Origin of the sequence: Corynebacterium sp. SCR221107, from assembly GCF_027886475.1 — a bacterium.
Lineage (GTDB): Bacteria > Actinomycetota > Actinomycetes > Mycobacteriales > Mycobacteriaceae > Corynebacterium.
In genome coordinates this window covers 924,595-942,982 of the sequence record NZ_CP115670.1, presented here as the reverse complement: position 1 = coordinate 942,982, position 18,388 = coordinate 924,595, and the positions used below count along the sequence as shown (strand labels likewise).

Annotated in this window: 13 protein-coding genes, 1 tRNA gene and 1 pseudogene; 7 read left to right on the top strand and 8 right to left on the bottom strand. The window is 58.6% G+C overall.

Going from position 1 to position 18,388, the window contains the following annotated elements; all coding sequences use genetic code 11:
* Position 1 precedes the first annotated feature (1 nt).
* Complete coding sequence (locus PAB09_RS04270) at positions 2 to 280, bottom strand: hypothetical protein (RefSeq protein WP_271034811.1); 279 nt, start codon at positions 278 to 280, stop codon at positions 2 to 4.
* Positions 281 to 618: 338 nt separating this feature from the next.
* On the opposite strand from PAB09_RS04270, the gene PAB09_RS04265 reads away from it, so the two are divergent.
* The 3 genes from PAB09_RS04265 to PAB09_RS04255 all read left to right on the top strand — a co-directional run bounded on the left by PAB09_RS04265 (position 619) and on the right by PAB09_RS04255 (position 4,421).
* Positions 619 to 691, top strand: a tRNA-Arg gene (locus PAB09_RS04265).
* Positions 692 to 1,987: 1,296 nt separating this feature from the next.
* Positions 1,988 to 3,151: a cation:proton antiporter gene (locus PAB09_RS04260; protein ID WP_271035262.1), complete on the top strand. Its 1,164-nt coding sequence runs from the start codon at positions 1,988 to 1,990 to the stop codon at positions 3,149 to 3,151.
* A 418-nt stretch (positions 3,152 to 3,569) separates the two neighbouring features.
* Positions 3,570 to 4,421, top strand: a complete 852-nt coding sequence (locus PAB09_RS04255; RefSeq protein WP_271035261.1) for a DUF1906 domain-containing protein — start codon at positions 3,570 to 3,572, stop codon at positions 4,419 to 4,421.
* Positions 4,422 to 4,503: 82 nt separating this feature from the next.
* Here PAB09_RS04255 and PAB09_RS04250 read toward each other — a convergent pair whose 3' ends face one another.
* The 5 genes from PAB09_RS04250 to PAB09_RS04230 form a co-directional block, all read right to left on the bottom strand.
* Positions 4,504 to 5,355, bottom strand: coding sequence for a hypothetical protein (locus PAB09_RS04250; RefSeq protein WP_271034810.1), 852 nt, complete (start codon positions 5,353 to 5,355; stop codon positions 4,504 to 4,506).
* 104 nt (positions 5,356 to 5,459) lie between these two features.
* The gene (locus PAB09_RS04245) at positions 5,460 to 7,106 is read right to left on the bottom strand and encodes a solute symporter family protein (protein WP_271034809.1); all 1,647 of its coding nucleotides are present in this window, start codon (positions 7,104 to 7,106) and stop codon (positions 5,460 to 5,462) included.
* Positions 7,107 to 7,118: 12 nt separating this feature from the next.
* Positions 7,119 to 7,463, bottom strand: a complete 345-nt coding sequence (locus tag PAB09_RS04240) for a DUF485 domain-containing protein (RefSeq protein WP_271034808.1) — start codon at positions 7,461 to 7,463, stop codon at positions 7,119 to 7,121.
* A gap of 576 nt (positions 7,464 to 8,039) precedes the next feature.
* The gene (locus PAB09_RS04235; RefSeq protein WP_271034807.1) at positions 8,040 to 8,843 is read right to left on the bottom strand and encodes an enoyl-CoA hydratase; all 804 of its coding nucleotides are present in this window, start codon (positions 8,841 to 8,843) and stop codon (positions 8,040 to 8,042) included.
* A 7-nt stretch (positions 8,844 to 8,850) separates the two neighbouring features.
* Positions 8,851 to 9,723, bottom strand: coding sequence for an aldo/keto reductase (locus PAB09_RS04230; RefSeq protein WP_271034806.1), 873 nt, complete (start codon positions 9,721 to 9,723; stop codon positions 8,851 to 8,853).
* Between the two features lie 84 nt (positions 9,724 to 9,807).
* Here PAB09_RS04230 and PAB09_RS04225 point away from each other — a divergent pair, with 84 nt between their 5' ends.
* Complete coding sequence (locus PAB09_RS04225; protein ID WP_271034805.1) at positions 9,808 to 11,319, top strand: carboxyl transferase domain-containing protein; 1,512 nt, start codon at positions 9,808 to 9,810, stop codon at positions 11,317 to 11,319.
* A 223-nt stretch (positions 11,320 to 11,542) separates the two neighbouring features.
* On the opposite strand, the gene fkpA is transcribed toward PAB09_RS04225, so the two are convergent.
* Both fkpA and PAB09_RS04215 read right to left on the bottom strand, forming a co-directional pair.
* Positions 11,543 to 11,902, bottom strand: coding sequence for an FKBP-type peptidyl-prolyl cis-trans isomerase FkpA (gene fkpA / locus PAB09_RS04220; protein ID WP_271034804.1), 360 nt, complete (start codon positions 11,900 to 11,902; stop codon positions 11,543 to 11,545).
* A 123-nt stretch (positions 11,903 to 12,025) separates the two neighbouring features.
* Complete coding sequence (locus PAB09_RS04215; protein WP_271034803.1) at positions 12,026 to 13,318, bottom strand: citrate synthase; 1,293 nt, start codon at positions 13,316 to 13,318, stop codon at positions 12,026 to 12,028.
* Positions 13,319 to 14,415: 1,097 nt separating this feature from the next.
* On the opposite strand from PAB09_RS04215, the gene serC reads away from it, so the two are divergent.
* The 3 genes and pseudogenes from serC to PAB09_RS04200 all read left to right on the top strand — a co-directional run.
* The gene (serC, locus tag PAB09_RS04210) at positions 14,416 to 15,549 is read left to right on the top strand and encodes a phosphoserine transaminase (RefSeq protein WP_271034802.1); all 1,134 of its coding nucleotides are present in this window, start codon (positions 14,416 to 14,418) and stop codon (positions 15,547 to 15,549) included.
* Positions 15,550 to 15,816: 267 nt separating this feature from the next.
* Complete coding sequence (gene sepH, locus PAB09_RS04205; protein WP_271034801.1) at positions 15,817 to 17,148, top strand: septation protein SepH; 1,332 nt, start codon at positions 15,817 to 15,819, stop codon at positions 17,146 to 17,148.
* A 139-nt stretch (positions 17,149 to 17,287) separates the two neighbouring features.
* Positions 17,288 to 18,181, top strand: a pseudogene (locus tag PAB09_RS04200) (DUF6928 family protein); the annotation flags it as partial.
* Positions 18,182 to 18,388 lie beyond the last annotated feature (207 nt).

Below are 18,388 nucleotides of genomic sequence, written 5' to 3'. Positions count from 1 at the left end.
TTTAGTCGTCATCATCCTCACCGAGGAGCTCGACGCGGTCGATCTCGGTCAGCAGGGTGTTGACGTTGGAGTAATCGATGGACTGCTGCTGGTGAACGTAACGGTCACAAGCTGCGGAAAGCTGCTTGGCGTCGAACTTGTTCAAGGTGAGCAGACGAGTGGTGGAGCCGTCTTCGGCGAGCAGCTCGAGCGCGAGCACAGAGTTGCCATCATGATCGGTGACAACAGCTGCAACTGCCTTGCGCTCAACGTCATTAAAAATAGGCTGAAGTTCTGCCATAGTTTTCTCCTCTTGAGTGTTTGGGGAAAGCGATAGTTATCCGTTGTACTCCCTATCCAGCATAGGCGCGGGCGCGAGGTTTTGCGGGCAGATACGAATAAACTGCACTCCCCCCACCGCCCCCTTGCTCGAGGTTCCGGCACTGTCTATGCCCATAGACAGAAGTTTTTGCATGTAAAACGTCGTTAACGGCGACCGGTTTGGCACTAGCGAGATTCGTTGGGGTAATCTATCTAACGCATTCAGGCATTCATTTTTGTCGCCGCTTTTCGTTGGTTTCGCATTCCATACTGCTTTCCGACGATCACCGCACCACGACAAAACGCCTACGATGCGTTGCCCTAGTAGCTCAGTGGATAGAGCACGGCTCTCCTAAAGCCGGTGTCGCTGGTTCGATTCCAGTCTGGGGCACTTTCGGTTGAATTACGAAAAGAGTCCCAGACTCTTTACAAAACTCAGCCTACTTAAAAATTCCTCGCCATCGTGAGTAAACGTGACGAGAATTTTGCTCATTTTGCTGTCTCGTGGGCTTTCGATCCTTGGAGCTTTAAGGAAAAATGCCCGTCCGCTACTCCACGAACTCGATGGAACCACGCATCATGAATTTGGCGGAGTGAGAATAACCGTCTGGTCTCACCTGCTAACCTAGGCTGTTTTCTCAGCGGACCACGCAGGAGCAACGAGGAATGGGATTAAGTCGCCAAGGTTCACGATCTCAGTCGAGGAGGGTTCACGCATAAGGTAAAGCTGTGAATCCGGCTGAATTCGCAAAGACAAATCATCTATTCGCTACCAAACGGGAAGTGGCTACTACCCGGATTCATCATTCATGACCTCGAAGGACCTACCTAGACTGTTGAGGGCTAGTTTCCTGCGGACGCATTGACGAAACTATCAGGGCGCTTGCAGGCGCAGCTACGATGGCAATCAATCTGAAGTCGAATGACGGGTAGGTGACTGCACCCAAGGTTGGATGTGCCTTTGACTACGAGGACACGATTAGGTTAGCGAGTTCTTGGTTGAACCGCTGCGCAACCCGGCCCTAGCGTTGTCACCTTAATGGATCCAATTCGAGATGTGACCAATTCATATCAGCGATCCATCTTGCTCATACCCCCTTGTGTGGTTAGACTGGTGTTAATCGTTCAGCCCGCCCGAGCAACTCACAGAGTTCTCGGAGTGGGCTGGATCTCTTTCTGGATCAGTTTGAAGAAGGAAAGTATTAATGAGCAAATTGCGCAAAGCTAGGCGGGTTGAATAGTCGAAATCTTCGATAACACGGATCCAAAAAAGCGTGACACGATCTCGCGCAGCGCGCAGCAATCCGGCCTGGTCCGGGTTGCGCAGTTTTCGTGTTCTCTCATAAAGCAGGTGTCCCAACGCTTGCACTCACGCCTGACTAGCTCCTTGCAGGCAGCCCCAGAGGAACAAACCGAGGGCATGTACTCCCTCATGCGATCGGCCACGTTTTCGTCGTAAAGCAATGGCGCACAACCACAGGTAACCGATAGCTCGATAGGTGCCCACCTTTAAGATGGATGCATGCCATTCGCCGACTTTGCCGCCACGGGTACTCCACCGTCGATCGAGCACATTATCACTGTTGCCGACGTTGCTAGTAACGCTGGCGGTGAGAATGCCGCAACGGTGACGGTTCTTGCGGCCGGAAACGTTGATATTTCCCTCTTGGTGTCCTTCGCATGGATCATGGCCTGCGCAGTGTTCGCCCCCATCGTCTCCTATGCCACCGGCAAACGCATCCCCGCCACCGTCGTCCTGATCGCGTGTGGATTCCTCATAGGGCCGAACGCCTTCGATCTGGCAAGCCCGGAAGGCGGTGTGGTACTTGTCAAAGACTTGGGCCTGGGCATACTCTTTCTTTTGGCCGGTTACGAGATCGATCCGGATTCCTTGCGTGGCAAACAGGCGCGCAAAGGGGTAAACACGTGGGTGATCTGTGCGCTTTTGAGCTTTGCGGGCGCGTTTTTGCTGACGGGTTTCGACGACTCCCCCACCGCCATCGTTTTGGCAATTGCCACCACGTCCACGGCCGTGGGCACGCTCATGCCCATCATGAAACAGCAGGGAATGCTGCAAACCCGCGTGGGTTCCTCCCTGCTCATCCATGGCGCCATCGGTGAGATCGCCCCCATCTTGGCGATGGCCTTGTTCCTTTCTAGCCGCGCCACGTGGATGACGGCGGCGGTGCTGTTCGCTTTTGGCGCCATCGCTGTAGTGGTCGCGCTGGTGCCTAAGACCGTGCAGGCCTTGTTGCCATGGACGGCCAAGGCAATGCTCGACGGCGCGGGTTCCACCAACCAGACGATCGTGCGCATGGTGCTATGGATGCTGGCAATCCTCATGGCCGTTGCCGCCGTCTTCGAACTCGATGTGGTCCTGGGCGCCTTCGCCGCCGGATTCATTCTCCGGCAGCTCATCCCCCAGAACTACCAAACCGCAATGGAGCAGCGTCTCGATGTGGTAGGTTACGGCTTGTTAATCCCGGTCTTTTTCATCGCCTCAGGCATGGGAATCAACCCCGAGGCCGTCGCGGAACGCCCGGGATTGTTGATCCTACTGGTACCCGTCATCTTCATCGTCCGAGGCCTGCCGATCTTCCTGCGCGAGCAGTTCCTAGACACCGGCTCAGGCCTTGGCGATTGGCGTGAGCGGATGCAGCTTGCCCTGTACTCGGCAACGGCGTTGCCTATCATCGTCGCGGTGACTGACATTGCTGTGCAATCTGAGATCGTCTCCGCCGACTTCGCTTCAGTAATGGTGGCGGCTGGCGCCGCGACGGTCCTGCTCTTTCCGCTCATCGCTGCCCTTCTCAAACCAGCCGCGCAAGTCACCGCCGATCCCCAGGACTAGTGGCGCACGCTGCATCGACCTTCACCTAGGTTCACACGCAGCACCCGTTAGAAGTTCCACCCCATCTGTCGCGGATACTCCCCTTGGGCCTTTGCCTGAGGGGTTTTCTCATTCGGTCTGAGTCTGATTAAGGATCGACTGATTTTTGGGGATTCTTGAGCCTTTTTTTATTTTCTTTACCTTTGGGTTATGGATAAGTCACCCTAAGGCAATAGAAAGTAAGCATTTCAGGTGTTACGCTTGTTCCAATTGTGGCTGAAGTGATGCAAGTATTGTTATGTTGTTTTGCTTCGAGTCGCACCCGGATGAAAGGTTCGGGACCTACCCTTAATGATCCGCCAGAGAGGTTCAACGAGACGTGACAACACTTAACCGACGCCGCTTCCTACAGGCATCCGCCCTCGCCCTAGGCGGCGGAATGCTGCTCGGAACCATGAACGCGCCCCGCGCGCACGCGCGGGGCCCCATCCTCGGCACAGTCATCGACTTTTCCGCCGGCGTGCCTTCGGCACAGGCAATCAAAAACGCTGGTCACCTAGGGGCCGTGCGCTACGTCTCCAAGGCCCGCGCCTCCTGGATGCTCGGCAAGCCTGTCACCTTGGCGGAGACCACCGCCAACGCGGCCGTCGGACTTGCCACCGCCTCCATTTACCAGTACGGCAAGGAAGACACCGCCGACTGGAAGCAGGGTGCCGCAGGCGCCGCAACCCACGCCCCGCAGGCAATCGCCATCCACCAGGCAGCAGGGGGACCGAAGAACCGACCCATCTACGTCGCTATCGACGACAACCCCACCCAGGCGCAGTACCAAAGCCTGATCAAACCTTACCTGCAGGCGTTTAACTTGGCTCTTGCCGCCGCGGGGTATCAGATGGGCGTCTACGGCAACTACAGCACCATCGAATGGTGCATCCAAGACGGCCTGGGCAGCTTCTTCTGGCAGCATGACTGGGGATCCAATGGCATGATCCACCCCCGCACCACCATCCATCAGAAGGCCGGTTACCAGGCCACCGTCGACGGTGTCCCCGTAGACGTCAACAACGTCTACGCTACCGATTGGGGTCAGTGGACCCCCGGCCAGGCCACGACGGGCACGAACGCCACAGCGCCCGTTATTAACACGAACACCGGCGCCATCACCCTGGACCTCAGCGCGCTGCAGGGTCTTTCTTCCGCCGTGCCCGCAGAACTGGCCAACATCCCGATGCCTTCGCAGGCCGAGATCGACGCGGCTATCCGCCTGGCACAGCTGTCGAGCACGCTTTAAGTGCACGCCTGCGCTCGAGTAATGCCGAAGGCGCCGCCCACCTTGCGTGGATGCGGCGCCTTTTTCGTCGGCAAGCACTAAGCTAATCGACCTGCTTGCCCAGCTGGGCAAGGGCGTATTCACTCAGCTCGTCCTCGCTGCCTTGAATCATCGCGGCAGCGACGTAATAGTTACCATCACCATCGACACCGTAGCTTACCGACGAATGCAGGGTTCCATCGTCCGACCAGCCCCACTTCGTACCGACGACCCCGGAGAGCTGCGCGGTGCCAAAATCTTGAATCGTGCCATCCTCCGCGGTTGCTGACGCATGATCCATCGCCGAAAGGATTGGCGACTGCGGATCCTCACGCAGCAGCGTGGATACAAAGCGGACGACGTCAAACGTGGAGGTGTAGGAGTATCCCCACTTGCCATAGGAGATGGTGGACTCCAAGTTGTACTTCTCCGCGGTCGCAGAAATCGCCTTGGGATACTTACTAAAGAGCACGCCCGCCTGCGCATCGGAGGAATCTTGGATCATCTCCATCGCCGTCGCTTTCTCCGACTCCGTGCCGTTATCGAGCACGTAGTCGGCGATGTACAGCTTGGCCAGGCTCAACGCGGGACGCGCGAAGCGCTCCGAGGCCGTAGCAACATGCTCACCGGTACCTAAGTTGATGTAACTAATCTGGTTGAGGTCGGTATTGATGCGCGGCTCGTGAAGCGCCGGCGCGGTGTCGGTTACCAACTCAATGTCTTCGTTGATGTAGGGCGTGGTATGGGTGCTCTCAATAACCGGTGTGGCACCAGTTTCTCGAGGGGCCTCAACCCCGGAGGTAACCACAAACGGTATGGCTATCACCGCAAAGAGAGGAAGAGCCACAGCCACGACCTTCAGCTGCGCCTCACCTCGGCGCGGTCCATGGACTGTGGAGTTAGCGCCATCAGTCATAGGGCTAAATAGTAATGCCCGATGCTGATAACTCAACATCGGGCATTACCAACGCTCATTGCTAAGCGCTGTCAGCTTCGCAGTAGGCGACAAAGGTGTGCTTTTTAGTGATCAGCCGGAGCCTCGACACCAACTCCGGTGAGGGAACGAACTTCCATCTCGGCCTGCAGGTCATCGAGATTGTCCGGCTTACCAAAGATGGTGCCGAGGTAGCCTGCGATGAAGGCCAGCGGAATGGAGACGATACCCGGGCTAGACAGCGGGAACCATGCGAAGTCCGCGTTGGGAATCATCGAGGTGGCGGTGCCGGACACTGCCGGAGAGAAGATGATCAGCAGCAGGGCTGCACCAAGACCGACGTACATGGAGCACACGGCGCCGGTCGTGTTGAAGCGCTTCCAGTACAGGGAGTACAGGATGGTCGGCAGGTTAGCAGAAGCCGCGATTGCGAAGGCCAGGGAGACCAAGAAGGCCACGTTCTGCTCCATCGCCAGGATACCCAAGATGATGGAGAGGATGCCGATGACGATAACCGTGATGCGAGAGACACGAACCTGCTCTTCCTCGGAGGACTTACCGTCGCGAAGAACTGCGTCGTAGATGTCGTGAGCTACGGAGGCGGAGGCGGTAATCGCAAGGCCGGCGACCACGGCGAGCACGGTCGCGAAGGCGACTGCGGAGATCGCGGCCATGAAGATGGAGCCACCGAGCTCGAGTGCCAGCAGCGGTGCGGCTGCATTAGCCTTGCCAGGAGCGTTCATGATGCGGTCGGGGCCAACGAAGGCGGCGGCACCGAAGCCGAGCGCTAGGGTCATGAGGTAGAAGGCACCGATGAGAACGATAGCCCAGGTCACGGAGCGACGAGCTTCCTTTGCGGTCGGAACCGTGTAGAAGCGCATGAGCACGTGTGGCAGACCGGCGGTGCCGAGCACCAATGCGATACCCAGGGAGATGAAGTCGAGCTTGGAGGTTGCGTCCTTGCCGTACTTCAGGCCTGGCTCGAGGATCTTAGAGGCCTCGTAGCCCTTCTCCGCCAGGTAGTTGGATGCGGCGTGGGTCTGAACAGCCTGGTCGAACAGGGCGGACAGGCCACCCTTGGCCATGATGAACACGAGCACGGTCATGATGGTAACGCCGCCGACGAGGAGCACGGCCTTGATCATCTGCACGTAGGTGGTGCCCTTCATGCCACCGACCAACACGTAGATGATCATGATGACACCGACCACTGCGACCACGATGGCCTGAGAGGTGTGATCGTGCAGGTCAAGCAGCACGGATACCAGTGCGCCGGCGCCGGCCATCTGAGCAATCAAGTAGAACAGGGACACGAACAAGGTGCCGAAGGCCGCCGCCACGCGAACTGGCTTCTGCTTGAGGCGGAAGGAGAGCACGTCCGCCATGGTGAAGCGGCCGACGTTACGCAGTGGCTCAGCAACCAGCAGCAAGGCAACCAGCCAAGCCACGAAGAAGCCGACGGAGTAAAGGAAGCCATCGTAGCCGGAAATGGCGATGGCGCCCACAATACCGAGGAAGGAGGCTGCCGAGAGGTAGTCACCGGCAATGGCCAGGCCGTTTTGGCGGCCGGAGAAAGTACCGCCACCAGTGTAGAAGTCGGAGGCCTCTTTGGTGGACTTGCCCGCGCGAAGCACCACAGTCATGGTGACCACGATGAAGGCGACGAACACGGCGATGTTGAGAATCGGGTTGCCAGTATTGGCGGATTCTTGTGCAAGGTATGAAAACGACATTGTGATCCCTCCTTAGCCTTCCATCTCTTGGCGAATCGCGGCGGCGCGCGGCTCGATGTTCTTATTTGCGTACTTAATGTAGATCCAGGTAATCAGGAAGGTGGTGGCGAACTGGGCGAAGCCGAGGACTACACCGACGTTGACGGATCCGAATACCTGCTTTCCCATGAGATCGGGCATGTAGGTTGCCATGAGCACGTAGGCCAGGTACCACACGAAGAACGCGATGGACATGGGGAACGTGAAGGAGCGGAACGTCTTTTTCAGTTCGACGAATTCTGGGCTTACCTGCATCTCGCGGAACTCTTGAGCGGTGGGCTCACGACGTTGCTGCTGGCGCTGCACGCTGCTAGTCATTTCAGATCCTCCCTTTCTTTTCTTAAAAGATCTGCCCTACTTTTAGGTGCCTGGTGGTGGCCCTGTGAGGGGAAACGCGTAACTGGAAACAAATCTCATTGATGAAGCTCGGCCACCCCGCCCACGCCTTCGCCTGAGACGAACTCTGGACGCGATGCCGGGGATGAGAAGTGGAAGCACGCAGCGCTTGTACGACCGGCGCTGTGAGCCACTTTCCTTGCCTGACGAGAAAGTTACCTGCCTCACATTGCAATGAGGAAGTGTTAACACCCCAAAAGTTTTTTGGGGCTGGCTCACCACCCCCACCATCGCCCATAACCTTTTGTTTTAAGAATGATTAATCCACCCCCGCGGGCCGGACCACAGCCCCTTTGCGAAGATTGCAAAGCTATCCATAACAAACAAACAAGTCTTCACAACGCTGTGAAGTTGCGCATAAAAAAGCCAATTCCCCAAGGCACAAGGCTTCTCGGAAGAATTGGCTTCTATTTTGCAACCGGCTCGAGGCGAGCCGGGGAGATAAAGAATTTGTCTAAATGCGCAAATCCTACTCTTAACTGTTCGCCACAGACTTTTCTAGCGGCGCTTAAAGTTCGCCGGGCGCTTTTCCTTGCGTGCGCGCTTGGCTTCCTCGGCATCCTCGCTAGCCCAGCACGCATCATACGCAGACTGCTGCGCCGGGGAAAGCGCGTACTCGGAATCATAGGAATTGAGCACCGACTTCAGCGAGGCCACCGCCATCGGCGCCAGACCTGCAAGCCCCCCGATGATCTCTTCCGCCTCTTCGTCGCTGGCCTTGGCCAGGGCAAGCCCGCTGTTCACTGACTGATCGGCCGTGACACGTTGCGCCCCGAGCAGGATATTGCGGGCACCTGCGCCGCCGAGCAGATCCTTGGCACGGTTGATCGTCCACGCATCAAGGGCAAAGCCCAAGGAAGCCGCGGGCACACCAAACCAGGCGCGCTCTCCGACGACACGCAGGTCGCAGGCCAGGGAAAGCTGGCTGCCAGCACCGATGGCAGGACCTTGAACGTGCGCCACCACCAACAGCTTGGCATTGACTATTGCCTGCAGCATCGCCCACAGAGATTCGTGGAAGTTTCCGCCATACACGCCCGAGGAATGGTTACCTTCCTCGGCCTTGGTGGAACCCAGATCGGCGCCAGCGCAGAAGGCCTTGCCCTCGCCGCGAATGACCACGACGCGCACCTCATCGCTGGCCTCCGCGCGGGCAGAGGCGTCAGCGATGGTACCCGCAATCTGCTGGCACATGTCCGCATTGAGTGCGTTGCGTTGCCCATCGCGGTCCAGGACAATGGTCCAGACCTTGTCTTCGGCCTCAACCCGAATGTTGTCGTAGTGTGCGATTGTTTCACCCATAATCGTCTTACTCCTCCCCAGGGAATTCTAATGGGCTTGCGAACATGCGCCCGCCCGTCTCATCGAGCGCGGTGATCGCACGCATCTGCTCATCGTCAAGCGCGAAGGAGAAGATATCGAAGTTTTCTTCCTGTCGAGCCCGATTGGCTGACTTCGGCACCACCGAGCACCCCAATTGAGTCAACCAGGCAAGCACGATTTGTGCCGGTGTTTTCCCCAATTTTTCCGCAATGGAGGTAACCACGGGGTCAGCCAGACACTCCCCGCGCCCCAACGGCGACCAGGCCTCGGTGACAATACCGTGGGACTGGTGATAGGCACGAAGTTCAGACTGACTAAAACCCGGATGCAGTTCAACCTGATTGATCACCGGCGCGATGCCGGTGGCCTCGATGATTTCATCGAGAACTGCGGGATAGAAGTTGGCTACCGCCACCGACTGCAGCTGTCCTAGGCCTTGCAGTTTGGCCAACGCCTCGAAGCTTTCCACATACTTCCCGCCTTGTGGCCAGGGCCAGTGAACCATCAGGCAGTCGATGTAATCCAATCCAAGGGCGGTCAGCGATTGTTGAAAGGATTCTTTCACCAGCGTCGACCCGTGGTGATCGTGCCACACCTTGGTGGTGACAAACAGTGCGTCTCTGGTGACATCACCGGCCGCGATGGCATCGCGGATCGCAGTACCTACCTCCTTTTCGTTACCGTAAATTACTGCTGTATCAATGTGCCGATACCCCACCTCGATGGCGCTGCGAACCGCCGCGATGGCATCGGCGCCACGCAGCTTCCACGTGCCAAATCCGATGGCAGGCAGCTCGGTACCATCGTTGAGCGTGAGCGTGGGGACAAAAGATGGCTCGTACGAAGTCATACCCACCATTGAACACCTAAAGCGGGGCGGTTCGGGGGTGATTGGGTATAAAAATGCTCACATGAGGGGCAACCAACCCTTAAGGTGTACCCCATGAGTCACACCAGCGCACACGATCTGATTGACCAAGTTCTCGATCCCGGCACCTTCAAAAGCTGGGACACCCCTCCACATTACGGTTCCATCTCCCAAGACTATGAGGACGCGCTAGCCAGAGCCCGAGCCAAGTCTGGCGTGGACGAGGCCGTGGTGACCGGCGAGGGGGAAGTCTATGGCCATCGTGTCGCTTTTGTCTTGTCCGAGTTCAATTTCCTCGGCGGCTCCATTGGTGCCGCCACGGCCCGCCGCATCATCGACGGCATTCACAAGGCCACCGAGCTGGGCCTGCCACTGTTGATCTCACCTTCCTCTGGCGGCACCCGCATGCAGGAGGGCAGTCCCGCTTTTGCACTGATGGTCTCTATAACTACCGCCGTCTACCGCCACAAGGACGCACATCTTCCTTTCCTTGTCTATCTACGCAACCCCACCACCGGTGGTGTGATGGCCTCGTGGGGCTCGGCTGGACACTTCACCTTCGCCGAGCCCGGCGCTTTGTTAGGCTTTTTGGGACCGCGCGTGGTGGAGCTGACCACCGGCACGGCCATGCCAGACGGTGTTCAGTCGGGCGAAAACCTGGCAGAAAAGGGCATTATCGATGGCGTGATCTCCCCGCGTGGGCTGCGTCGCGCGGTACGGAAGATCGTGAACGTGGTCTTGTCACCGCATAACCAGGCCGACCCGGTGGCTCCTGTGGTAGATGAGTCGGTCATTCCAGACTCGGCGTGGAGTGCGATTTTGTCCACCCGCCGCCCTGAGCGCCCCGGCCTGAAGCACGTGCTTGAGGCGATAGGTAGCGACAACTACATCGCTTTGTCCGGTTCCGGTGACGGGCGCAAGTCCCCTGCCGTTACCGTTGCGCTTGCGCGTTTGGGCGGTCGTGCTGTCGTCATCATCGGTCAGGATCGCCACGAGCAACCGCCCCATGGCTTCGCCCCGCTCAGCACGGAGGCTTTGCGTTTTGCGCGCCGTGGCATCGGGCTGGCCCACTCTCTGCAGCTTCCTTTGATTTCTATCATTGACACCACCGGCGCCGAACTGTCCCAGCATGCCGAGGAAACCGCGATGGCCGGTTCCATCGCCCGCACCCTCGGTGAGTTGGTCGATGTGGATGTTCCCACCGTGTCCGTCATTTTGGGACAAGGCTGCGGCGGCGGCGCGTTGGCGATGCTTCCGTCCGATAAGGTGCTGGCCACCAGCAACGCCTGGCTGTCACCGCTGCCACCGGAGGGCGCCTCCGCGATCATCTATCGAGACACCGAGCATGCCCCGCAGATGATGGATGAGCAGAAGGTCGCTGCCCATGCGTTGCTGCAGGCAGGCATCATTGACAGCATCATCCCCGAGACAACCGATGCCTCCGATGATCCCGAGGGCTTCATCTCTACGGTGCTCGATCACATCAGTTATGCGCTCTGGGAGCTGGTGAATAACCCGCGCCGCGTGGGTCGCGAGCAGCGTTTCCGCCACTATGAGCGTCTCGCCGATCATCTCACCGCCGAGTAGCGCTCACAGCAACGCCAATTCATGTCACTGGTGATTGCGCCCGCGCACGATAGCCATTTCGCCTCCGTCCCGAATTCAACCAGCCGAAGACGTTACTGAGTCGGGTTTGTGCGCGGTGGCATGATTGCTTTCCGACGACCAAAGGTCCGCAGCCTCCCCTAAAGGAGTGGCTGCGGACCTTGTCATTTCCTCATGCATGTGGAAGCTTGAGGAAGAGCGCGTCCTAGCGTGCGTCGAGCAGGTCGATGACGAAGACCAGGGTGCGACCGGACAGTGGGTGTCCGCCACCTGCTGGGCCGTAGGCTGCCTCCGGCGGGATGACGAGCTGGCGACGGCCGCCAACCTTCATGCCTGGGATGCCTTCCTGCCAGCCAGCGATCAGGCCGGACAGCGGGAATTCGATGCTTTGACCACGATCCCACGAGGAGTCGAATTCCTGGCCGTTTTCGAAGTCAACGCCGACGTAGTGAACCTCAACGAGGCCGCCTGGGCGAGCCTCAACGCCGTCGCCCACGACGAGGTCGGTGATGACGAGGTCTTCTGGGGCCGGGCCCTCAGGGAGTTCAATCTGTGGCTTTTCCATACGTCACATGCTCCTTTTAAATGATGAGTGAATCTTGGGAAACCGAATCGGTCCCCCAAACGCGCGTTGAGCACACGCGCCCATTGTATAGGGTCAACGTGTGCTCAATGAAGCGGGATGTTCTTAGCGCTCCTCACGCGGGGTGACCTTGCGTAGGGTCTCACCGGTGTAGATCTGACGCGGGCGGTTGATCTTGGTAGTGGTCGCCAGCTGCTCACGGTACTGCGCGATCCACCCCGGGAGGCGGCCGATGGCGAACAAGACGGTGAAGAAGTCCGTCGGGAAGCCCATGGCGCGGTAGATGAGGCCGGTGTAGAAGTCCACGTTCGGGTACAGCTTACGGGAAACGAAGTACTCGTCCTCGAGGGCGATCTTCTCCAGATCCATTGCCAGGTCGAGCATCGGGTCGCCACCGAGGTGGTCGATGATCTCGTGAGCGGTCTCCTTGACAATGGCAGCGCGAGGGTCGTAGTTCTTGTATACGCGGTGGCCGAAGCCCATCAGGCGAACGCCCTTTTCCTTGTTCTTGACGCGAGTCATGAAGTCGGTTGCGTCACCGCCGTTGGCTGCGATCTTCTCCAGCATCTCGAGCACGGCCTGGTTTGCGCCACCGTGCAGGGGGCCAGACAGGGCGTTGATGCCACCGGCGATGGCGACGAACATGTTCGCCTGGGCGGAGCCGATCATGCGGACGGTAGAGGTGGAGCAGTTCTGCTCGTGGTCAGCGTGCAGGATGAGCAGCTTGTCCAGAGCCTTCGCCACGACCGGGTCAACCTCATAAGGCTCGGTCGGGTAACCAAACATCATGCGCAGGAAGTTCTCGCGAGCGTTCAGGGAGTTGTCCGGGTACATGTACGGAGCACCCTTGGATGCGCGGTATGCGTAAGCGGCCAGCATCGGCACCTTGGCCAGCAGGCGCACGGTTGCCTTGTCGAGCTGCTCCTCATCCAGCGGATCGAGCTGATCCTGGTAGTAGGTGGACAAAATGTTCACCGAGGAAGCGAGCACAGCCATCGGGTGTGCGTCACGCGGGAAGATGGAGAACTGGCTCTTGAAGTCCTCATCCAGCAGGGTGTGGTGGCGAATCTCAGCGTTGAAGGCGTGCAGCTCCTCCTGATTGGGCAGGTGACCCTTGATCAGCAGGTAGGAAACCTCGTTGAAGGTTGCGTTCTCAGCCAGATCCGCGATGTCGTAGCCGCGGTGGCGCAGGATGCCCTGATCACCATCGATGTAGGTGATCTTGGACTCGGTCGAACCGGTGCTGACGTAGCCCGGGTCGAAGGTAACCAGACCGGTCTGCGCAAGCATGTTGCCCAGAACAATACCGTCATTACCCTCGGTGGCCTTGATGATGTCCATCTCGAACTCGCCACCAGGGTAGTGAAGTACAGCCTTATCCTTGTTTTCAGTAGCCACAGCTTCCCTTTCAATCTGTTCTTACTTACATGCAGAAGTCTTGGGTCGACTTCCAAATCGCTCAATCCTCAGCAACCGGCGCGATGCGCGCCAGCCGCTGTCAACCCGTGCACAATAACGGCGCGCTGCGGGCGCGGACCACACAATGGACCGCCCATAACGCCACCTGGGCCGCAATTAATTACGGATTAGCGCGCGAAAATTGTGGGATTGCCAACCATTCTTGCACCAAGGGGCGCGCGCTGCTAGTTCCTTCCTAGCCGCGCCCTACCCCTGCGACGGAGCGACGTAAAAATATGAAGTTTTCCCGAAATTTATGCGGGATATTAACACGCCCTGGTCCAGCGAAGCCAAGAAGCCATACAAGCAATAGCCTTGCCTTTACACTGCCCTTACCGTGCAGTTTCACTGCATGTGCTCTGCTTTCACCTCGCCTATCCGACTTGATTTTCAAGGCGATAGCCAAGGATTTGCGTGGGGCTGTGCACATTGTAGCAAATTTTGTGATTCACACAACAAGAGAATTTGCAAAGTTAAAAATCGCCACGAAAGGCCACCCCGCAGCTACCCCCGCCTCACCCCCAATACCCGCCCCTCATTCCACAACCCACGCCTTAGATCGCTGGTAGACAACATCATCCATTTACACCCCACGAATGTGGGTCAAATTCGGCGATGTGGCCAGACAACAGGACTCATCCTTGACCACGCGATTCCCATCGGTGAAACTTGCAAAGTTTCTTGACACGAATGTGGGGTTAAATTTCTCTCCCAGATAGTAAAAACAGGGCAACAGACGGTAACATCACCAATTACTAAGAAACCCCGGCACATTGGCAAGTCCAGCTGAAGAGTCGACGAAAACACCGCATGCCACCTCGTAGTTTTGCAAATAATTTCGCCGAGCTTGCAAAGATTGCTCAAGGCAGCATCCGGCGCGGATTGCTCAGTGGGCTTGGGGAGGAGTTCGCCTGCGTTCACGCCCTAGTATTGGTTCACAGTTGTGTCGGCGTGTTAACCACGCCCGCGAAGTCCCCCTTCTTAGTCCTCGTTGGAATTCCTTTTTCCACATAGTATTCCGAGCAGAAAGCGCAGATATGAGCGAGCAGTTCCCCACATTGCCCTCCGACCTCATCCCAGTAGACCCACGCTTTGGCTGCGGCCCTTCCAAGGTGCGCCCCGAGCAAATCCAGGCCATCGTTGCAGGTGGCGAAAAGGTTATCGGTACCTCCCACCGTCAGGCTGCCGTCAAGGACGTCGTTGGCAACATCCGCGAGGGACTGTCTTCCTTGTTCAACCTCCCTGAGGGCTACGAGATCGTGCTGTCTTTGGGTGGTGCAACCGCTTTCTGGGATGCCGCTACCTTCGGGCTCATCGAGAAGAAGTCCGGTCACCTTTCCTTTGGTGAGTTCTCCTCCAAGTTCGCCAAGGCCTCCAAGCAGGCACCGTGGCTCGACGAGCCAACCGTCATCGAGGCCACCCCGGGCGATGCGCCGGAGCCAGTCGCTATGGAAGGCTGCGACGTCATCGCGTGGGCCCACAACGAAACCTCGACCGGAGCAATGGTGCCGGTCGTGCGCCCGGCGGGCTCCGAGGGCTCCCTCGTAGTCATCGACGCGACCTCCGGTTCCGGCGGCCTGCCTGTCGAGATGGATCAGGCCGACGTCTACTACTTCTCCCCGCAGAAGTGCTTCGCTTCCGACGGTGGCCTGTGGCTTGCCGCCATGAGCCCTGCAGCCATCGAGCGCATCGAGAAGATCAACGATTCCGATCGCTTCATCCCGGCTTTCCTCAACCTGCAGACTGCTGTCGACAACTCCCGCAAGAACCAGACTTACAACACCCCGGCTGTCGGTACTCTGCTTATGCTGGAGAACCAAGTTCAGTGGATGAATGAAAACGGTGGCCTTGCCGGCATGGTCGAGCGCACCACCGCAAACTCCTCCGCTTTGTATTCGTGGGCCGAGGCCCGCCCGGAGGCCACCCCGTTCGTGGCTGAACCGGCAAAGCGCTCACTGGTCGTGGGCACCATCGACTTCGATGACGCCATTGATGCCGCCAAGTTGGCCAAGATCCTGCGCGCCAACGGCATCTTGGATGTTGAGCCTTACCGCAAGCTCGGTCGCAACCAGCTGCGCATCGGCATGTTCCCGGCTATCGATACCACCGATGTCGAGACCCTGACCAAGGCAATCGACTACGTGCTCGATGGCGGCTTCGCTGCCAAGTAAACACCACCTCGTCCAGGTCAGATGGCATGTGGTCACCTTCTTTGGCACTGTAGGTTTCCTGCCATACGTGTCGTTTTGAGGTGACGAGGTTTTCGTGCATCGGTTGGCACCATGGACACCGTGACTCCACGGCCTCGCAAGTACTCATGGCATTTTTGTCGATGAGCTTGCGGGGCCTTCGGCGTCGGTAAGCAAAATCGCAGGAATTCTGCATTAAAGTGGAGTTCACGTGTACCTGGCCACCGCTTGTATTGAGGAGCATCGACTATGCGAGAACTAATTCTCAGCCCTTCGGAGTCGACCACCACGTCGTTGGTTTTCAACGCGGTCGACGAGGCGGGTGTTGCTTCCGGCGAACAATTCTTCCTCGCCGTCGATGATTCCTTGCGCGCCGTTTTGCTTGGTCAACCGCTTGCCGACGATTCGAGCACGGCCTCTGTAACAGATACCCAGGGAGATTTTCCATCTTCGGATGCCGGCCTCGACTCCGCCTCAGCATTAACCGAGGTTCATCATGAGGTTGAAGCTGGGGACTCGGGTCAAATCACTGCCCCAGCCAGCGATCGTCTCGCACCGAGCGAACATGCCGGGGAGGATCACGCACGCTCGGATATGGACTCGGTATCCGATGGCAACGCCGGTGACGCACAATCCCAAACGGCTGATGCCGCAATTGGCCAGGGGCAAGGCGAAGACTCCTCAAAGACAACCGGAACCGGCTCCGCTGCCGGCGAGCACAAGCAACCGCGACCGCACCGCGACATTGATCCGCGCCTGTCCAAGCCGCTGAAGACCCGTCCGCGAGAAATTCAGGAGCGCATTCGTGCGGGCGCTACCATCGCCGAGCTCGCCGCAGAAAACGATGTGGTCGAGGCCCGCATCGAGCCCTACGCGCACCCTGTCTTGTTAGAACGCGCGCGTATCGCAGAGCTGGCCAAATCCGCACACCCGGTGCGCGATGACGGCCCGGCAAAGCTCACCCTGTGGGAGGTGCTCGCTACCGCTTTCGCTGCCCGCGGGCTTGATCTTTCTACGACGACGTGGGATGCCTATCGGGATGCCGCCAACCAGTGGGTGGTCAAGGTCTCGTGGAAGGCTGGCCTTTCGGAAAACGAGGCCGAGTGGGCCTACCTACGCCATGGCACTTCGCAGGCAACGGCGGTGGCGCGCAATGGCATTGCTGCCGATCTCATCGACCCAGACTTCGCCAAGCCGGTGCGCACCCTCAGCGCCGTGGCACATGGTGTAAAGGGCATCGACGCGCTCATCGGCACCGTCGATTCCGAGTTAGAGCGCACACTCGATGACATTCCGGCCGTCACGATCGACAATGAAGACGATCCCGATCATGGATCCTCCGCAGGAAAAGAAACACTCGGTTTAGATGATGGCTCCCAGAACGGCGAGGGTGACGAGCACGACAGCAGCCACGAAGCCGATGCGCACGATGAACAGGTCGCCGAGGCACACGGCGAGGACTTCCTTCAGCACCCAGGGACGGACAAGCCAGCTTCCAAACGCCGCCGCAAGGCTGTGACCCCGCACTGGGAGGACGTCCTTTTGGGGGTCCGGGCGAATACTAAGCGCCCGCGCAACTAGGCCGTGGGCATCCCCGGTCATGGTTTTCTTCATGAAAACTGCCCGGCCATCGAAGAATTGCGTCACACTAACTTCAAGAATTCCCAGCGAGAAGCTTCGCGCATTGTCCATCCGTAAACCACAAGAAAGGCCTTGATTCATGGCACGCGATGACCACGATTCCTTTGGGCTTACCCCGCATGACGCCGTCGTCACCTTGTGGTTTGTCTCGGCGGCTCACCCCGAAAAGGTCATCGAGCAGGGTATCAAGGCCGACCGTGGTTTTGGGCGAAAATATCTCGCCCAGCTCAACCCCGCCTGGTCAATCACGCCGATTGGGCAATTTGCCCTCAATCGTTCCGCGCACGCGTCCCCTGGCGAGTTCTACATCGCGGGGCTGCCCGGGGTGGCAGTGGTACAAACCGTCATCCCCGATGCCACCGCCTTGTCGCTGATTGACCAGAAACTGTTGACTTCTATTCCTGCGGCTGATGTCTACGCCTTCGCCCACAACGAGGAAACAGGAATGGGCGGGTTCGCCCACTGGCGCGGTGGCAAGCTTCGCCGCAGCTTTTGTGCGCGGCGCGAGCGTGTCTACGAAGACGTCGGCCTGCCAGAGCCCTTCGAGGCTGATTATTGGGCAGGCAAGAAGGCTGCACCAATGGGTGGCATCGCGCTCCCCTTTGAGCCTGTGGATCTCATGGAAGAAGCACAGCGACGCTGGCTGGGATTTGATATGGCAACCTCCCAGGATGTCAACGTTGTCGCCTATGCCATCGATGGCCGCCCGGAGCCAAAGCTGGCCCCACCGCCGGGGGCACACCCCCAAAGTGTCGACCTCAGCTCGCAAGCGGCCTCCAAGCTGGGGCTGGGTGCAAAGCGGGACTACGACGACTACGAGGAACCCGATGAGGATGAGCAAGGCGGCGCGGAGTTCGCACGCCTTGTCGAGGCCACAAGCAACGCCACGCGACGTGCCCGACGCATCGTCCGGTCAAAGGTCAGCGCCACCTTCTCGGCGCTAAAGGAAAGGATCCGCCACAGCGACCGTCCCGCGAAAAAGCACCGCCCAGCGCTTGAGGCGCCGGGTTCCGTCGGCACGCAAGACAACGCGAATAACAGCGTCGTGGACGAGGTGCGCCCCGGTGCAACGGGCAACGCTGATCAGTCCACTGCTCAGTCCACCGCCCAGCAATCCTCCAACAACCCAACCGCTTCGGGACGCAGCCCGGCAGACGTATCTGGAACCCGTGGCGCAGAA

Coding starts and splice junctions, on each gene's coding strand:
- PAB09_RS04270 (WP_271034811.1), bottom strand. CDS start 280: ATGGCAGAACTTCAGCCTATTTTTAATGACGTTGAGCGCAAGGCAGTT.
- PAB09_RS04260 (WP_271035262.1), top strand. CDS start 1,988: ATGGCCTGCGCAGTGTTCGCCCCCATCGTCTCCTATGCCACCGGCAAA.
- PAB09_RS04255 (WP_271035261.1), top strand. CDS start 3,570: ATGCTGCTCGGAACCATGAACGCGCCCCGCGCGCACGCGCGGGGCCCC.
- PAB09_RS04250 (WP_271034810.1), bottom strand. CDS start 5,355: ATGACTGATGGCGCTAACTCCACAGTCCATGGACCGCGCCGAGGTGAG.
- PAB09_RS04245 (WP_271034809.1), bottom strand. CDS start 7,106: ATGTCGTTTTCATACCTTGCACAAGAATCCGCCAATACTGGCAACCCG.
- PAB09_RS04240 (WP_271034808.1), bottom strand. CDS start 7,463: ATGACTAGCAGCGTGCAGCGCCAGCAGCAACGTCGTGAGCCCACCGCT.
- PAB09_RS04235 (WP_271034807.1), bottom strand. CDS start 8,843: ATGGGTGAAACAATCGCACACTACGACAACATTCGGGTTGAGGCCGAA.
- PAB09_RS04230 (WP_271034806.1), bottom strand. CDS start 9,723: ATGGTGGGTATGACTTCGTACGAGCCATCTTTTGTCCCCACGCTCACG.
- PAB09_RS04225 (WP_271034805.1), top strand. CDS start 9,808: ATGAGTCACACCAGCGCACACGATCTGATTGACCAAGTTCTCGATCCC.
- fkpA (WP_271034804.1), bottom strand. CDS start 11,902: ATGGAAAAGCCACAGATTGAACTCCCTGAGGGCCCGGCCCCAGAAGAC.
- serC (WP_271034802.1), top strand. CDS start 14,416: ATGAGCGAGCAGTTCCCCACATTGCCCTCCGACCTCATCCCAGTAGAC.
- sepH (WP_271034801.1), top strand. CDS start 15,817: ATGCGAGAACTAATTCTCAGCCCTTCGGAGTCGACCACCACGTCGTTG.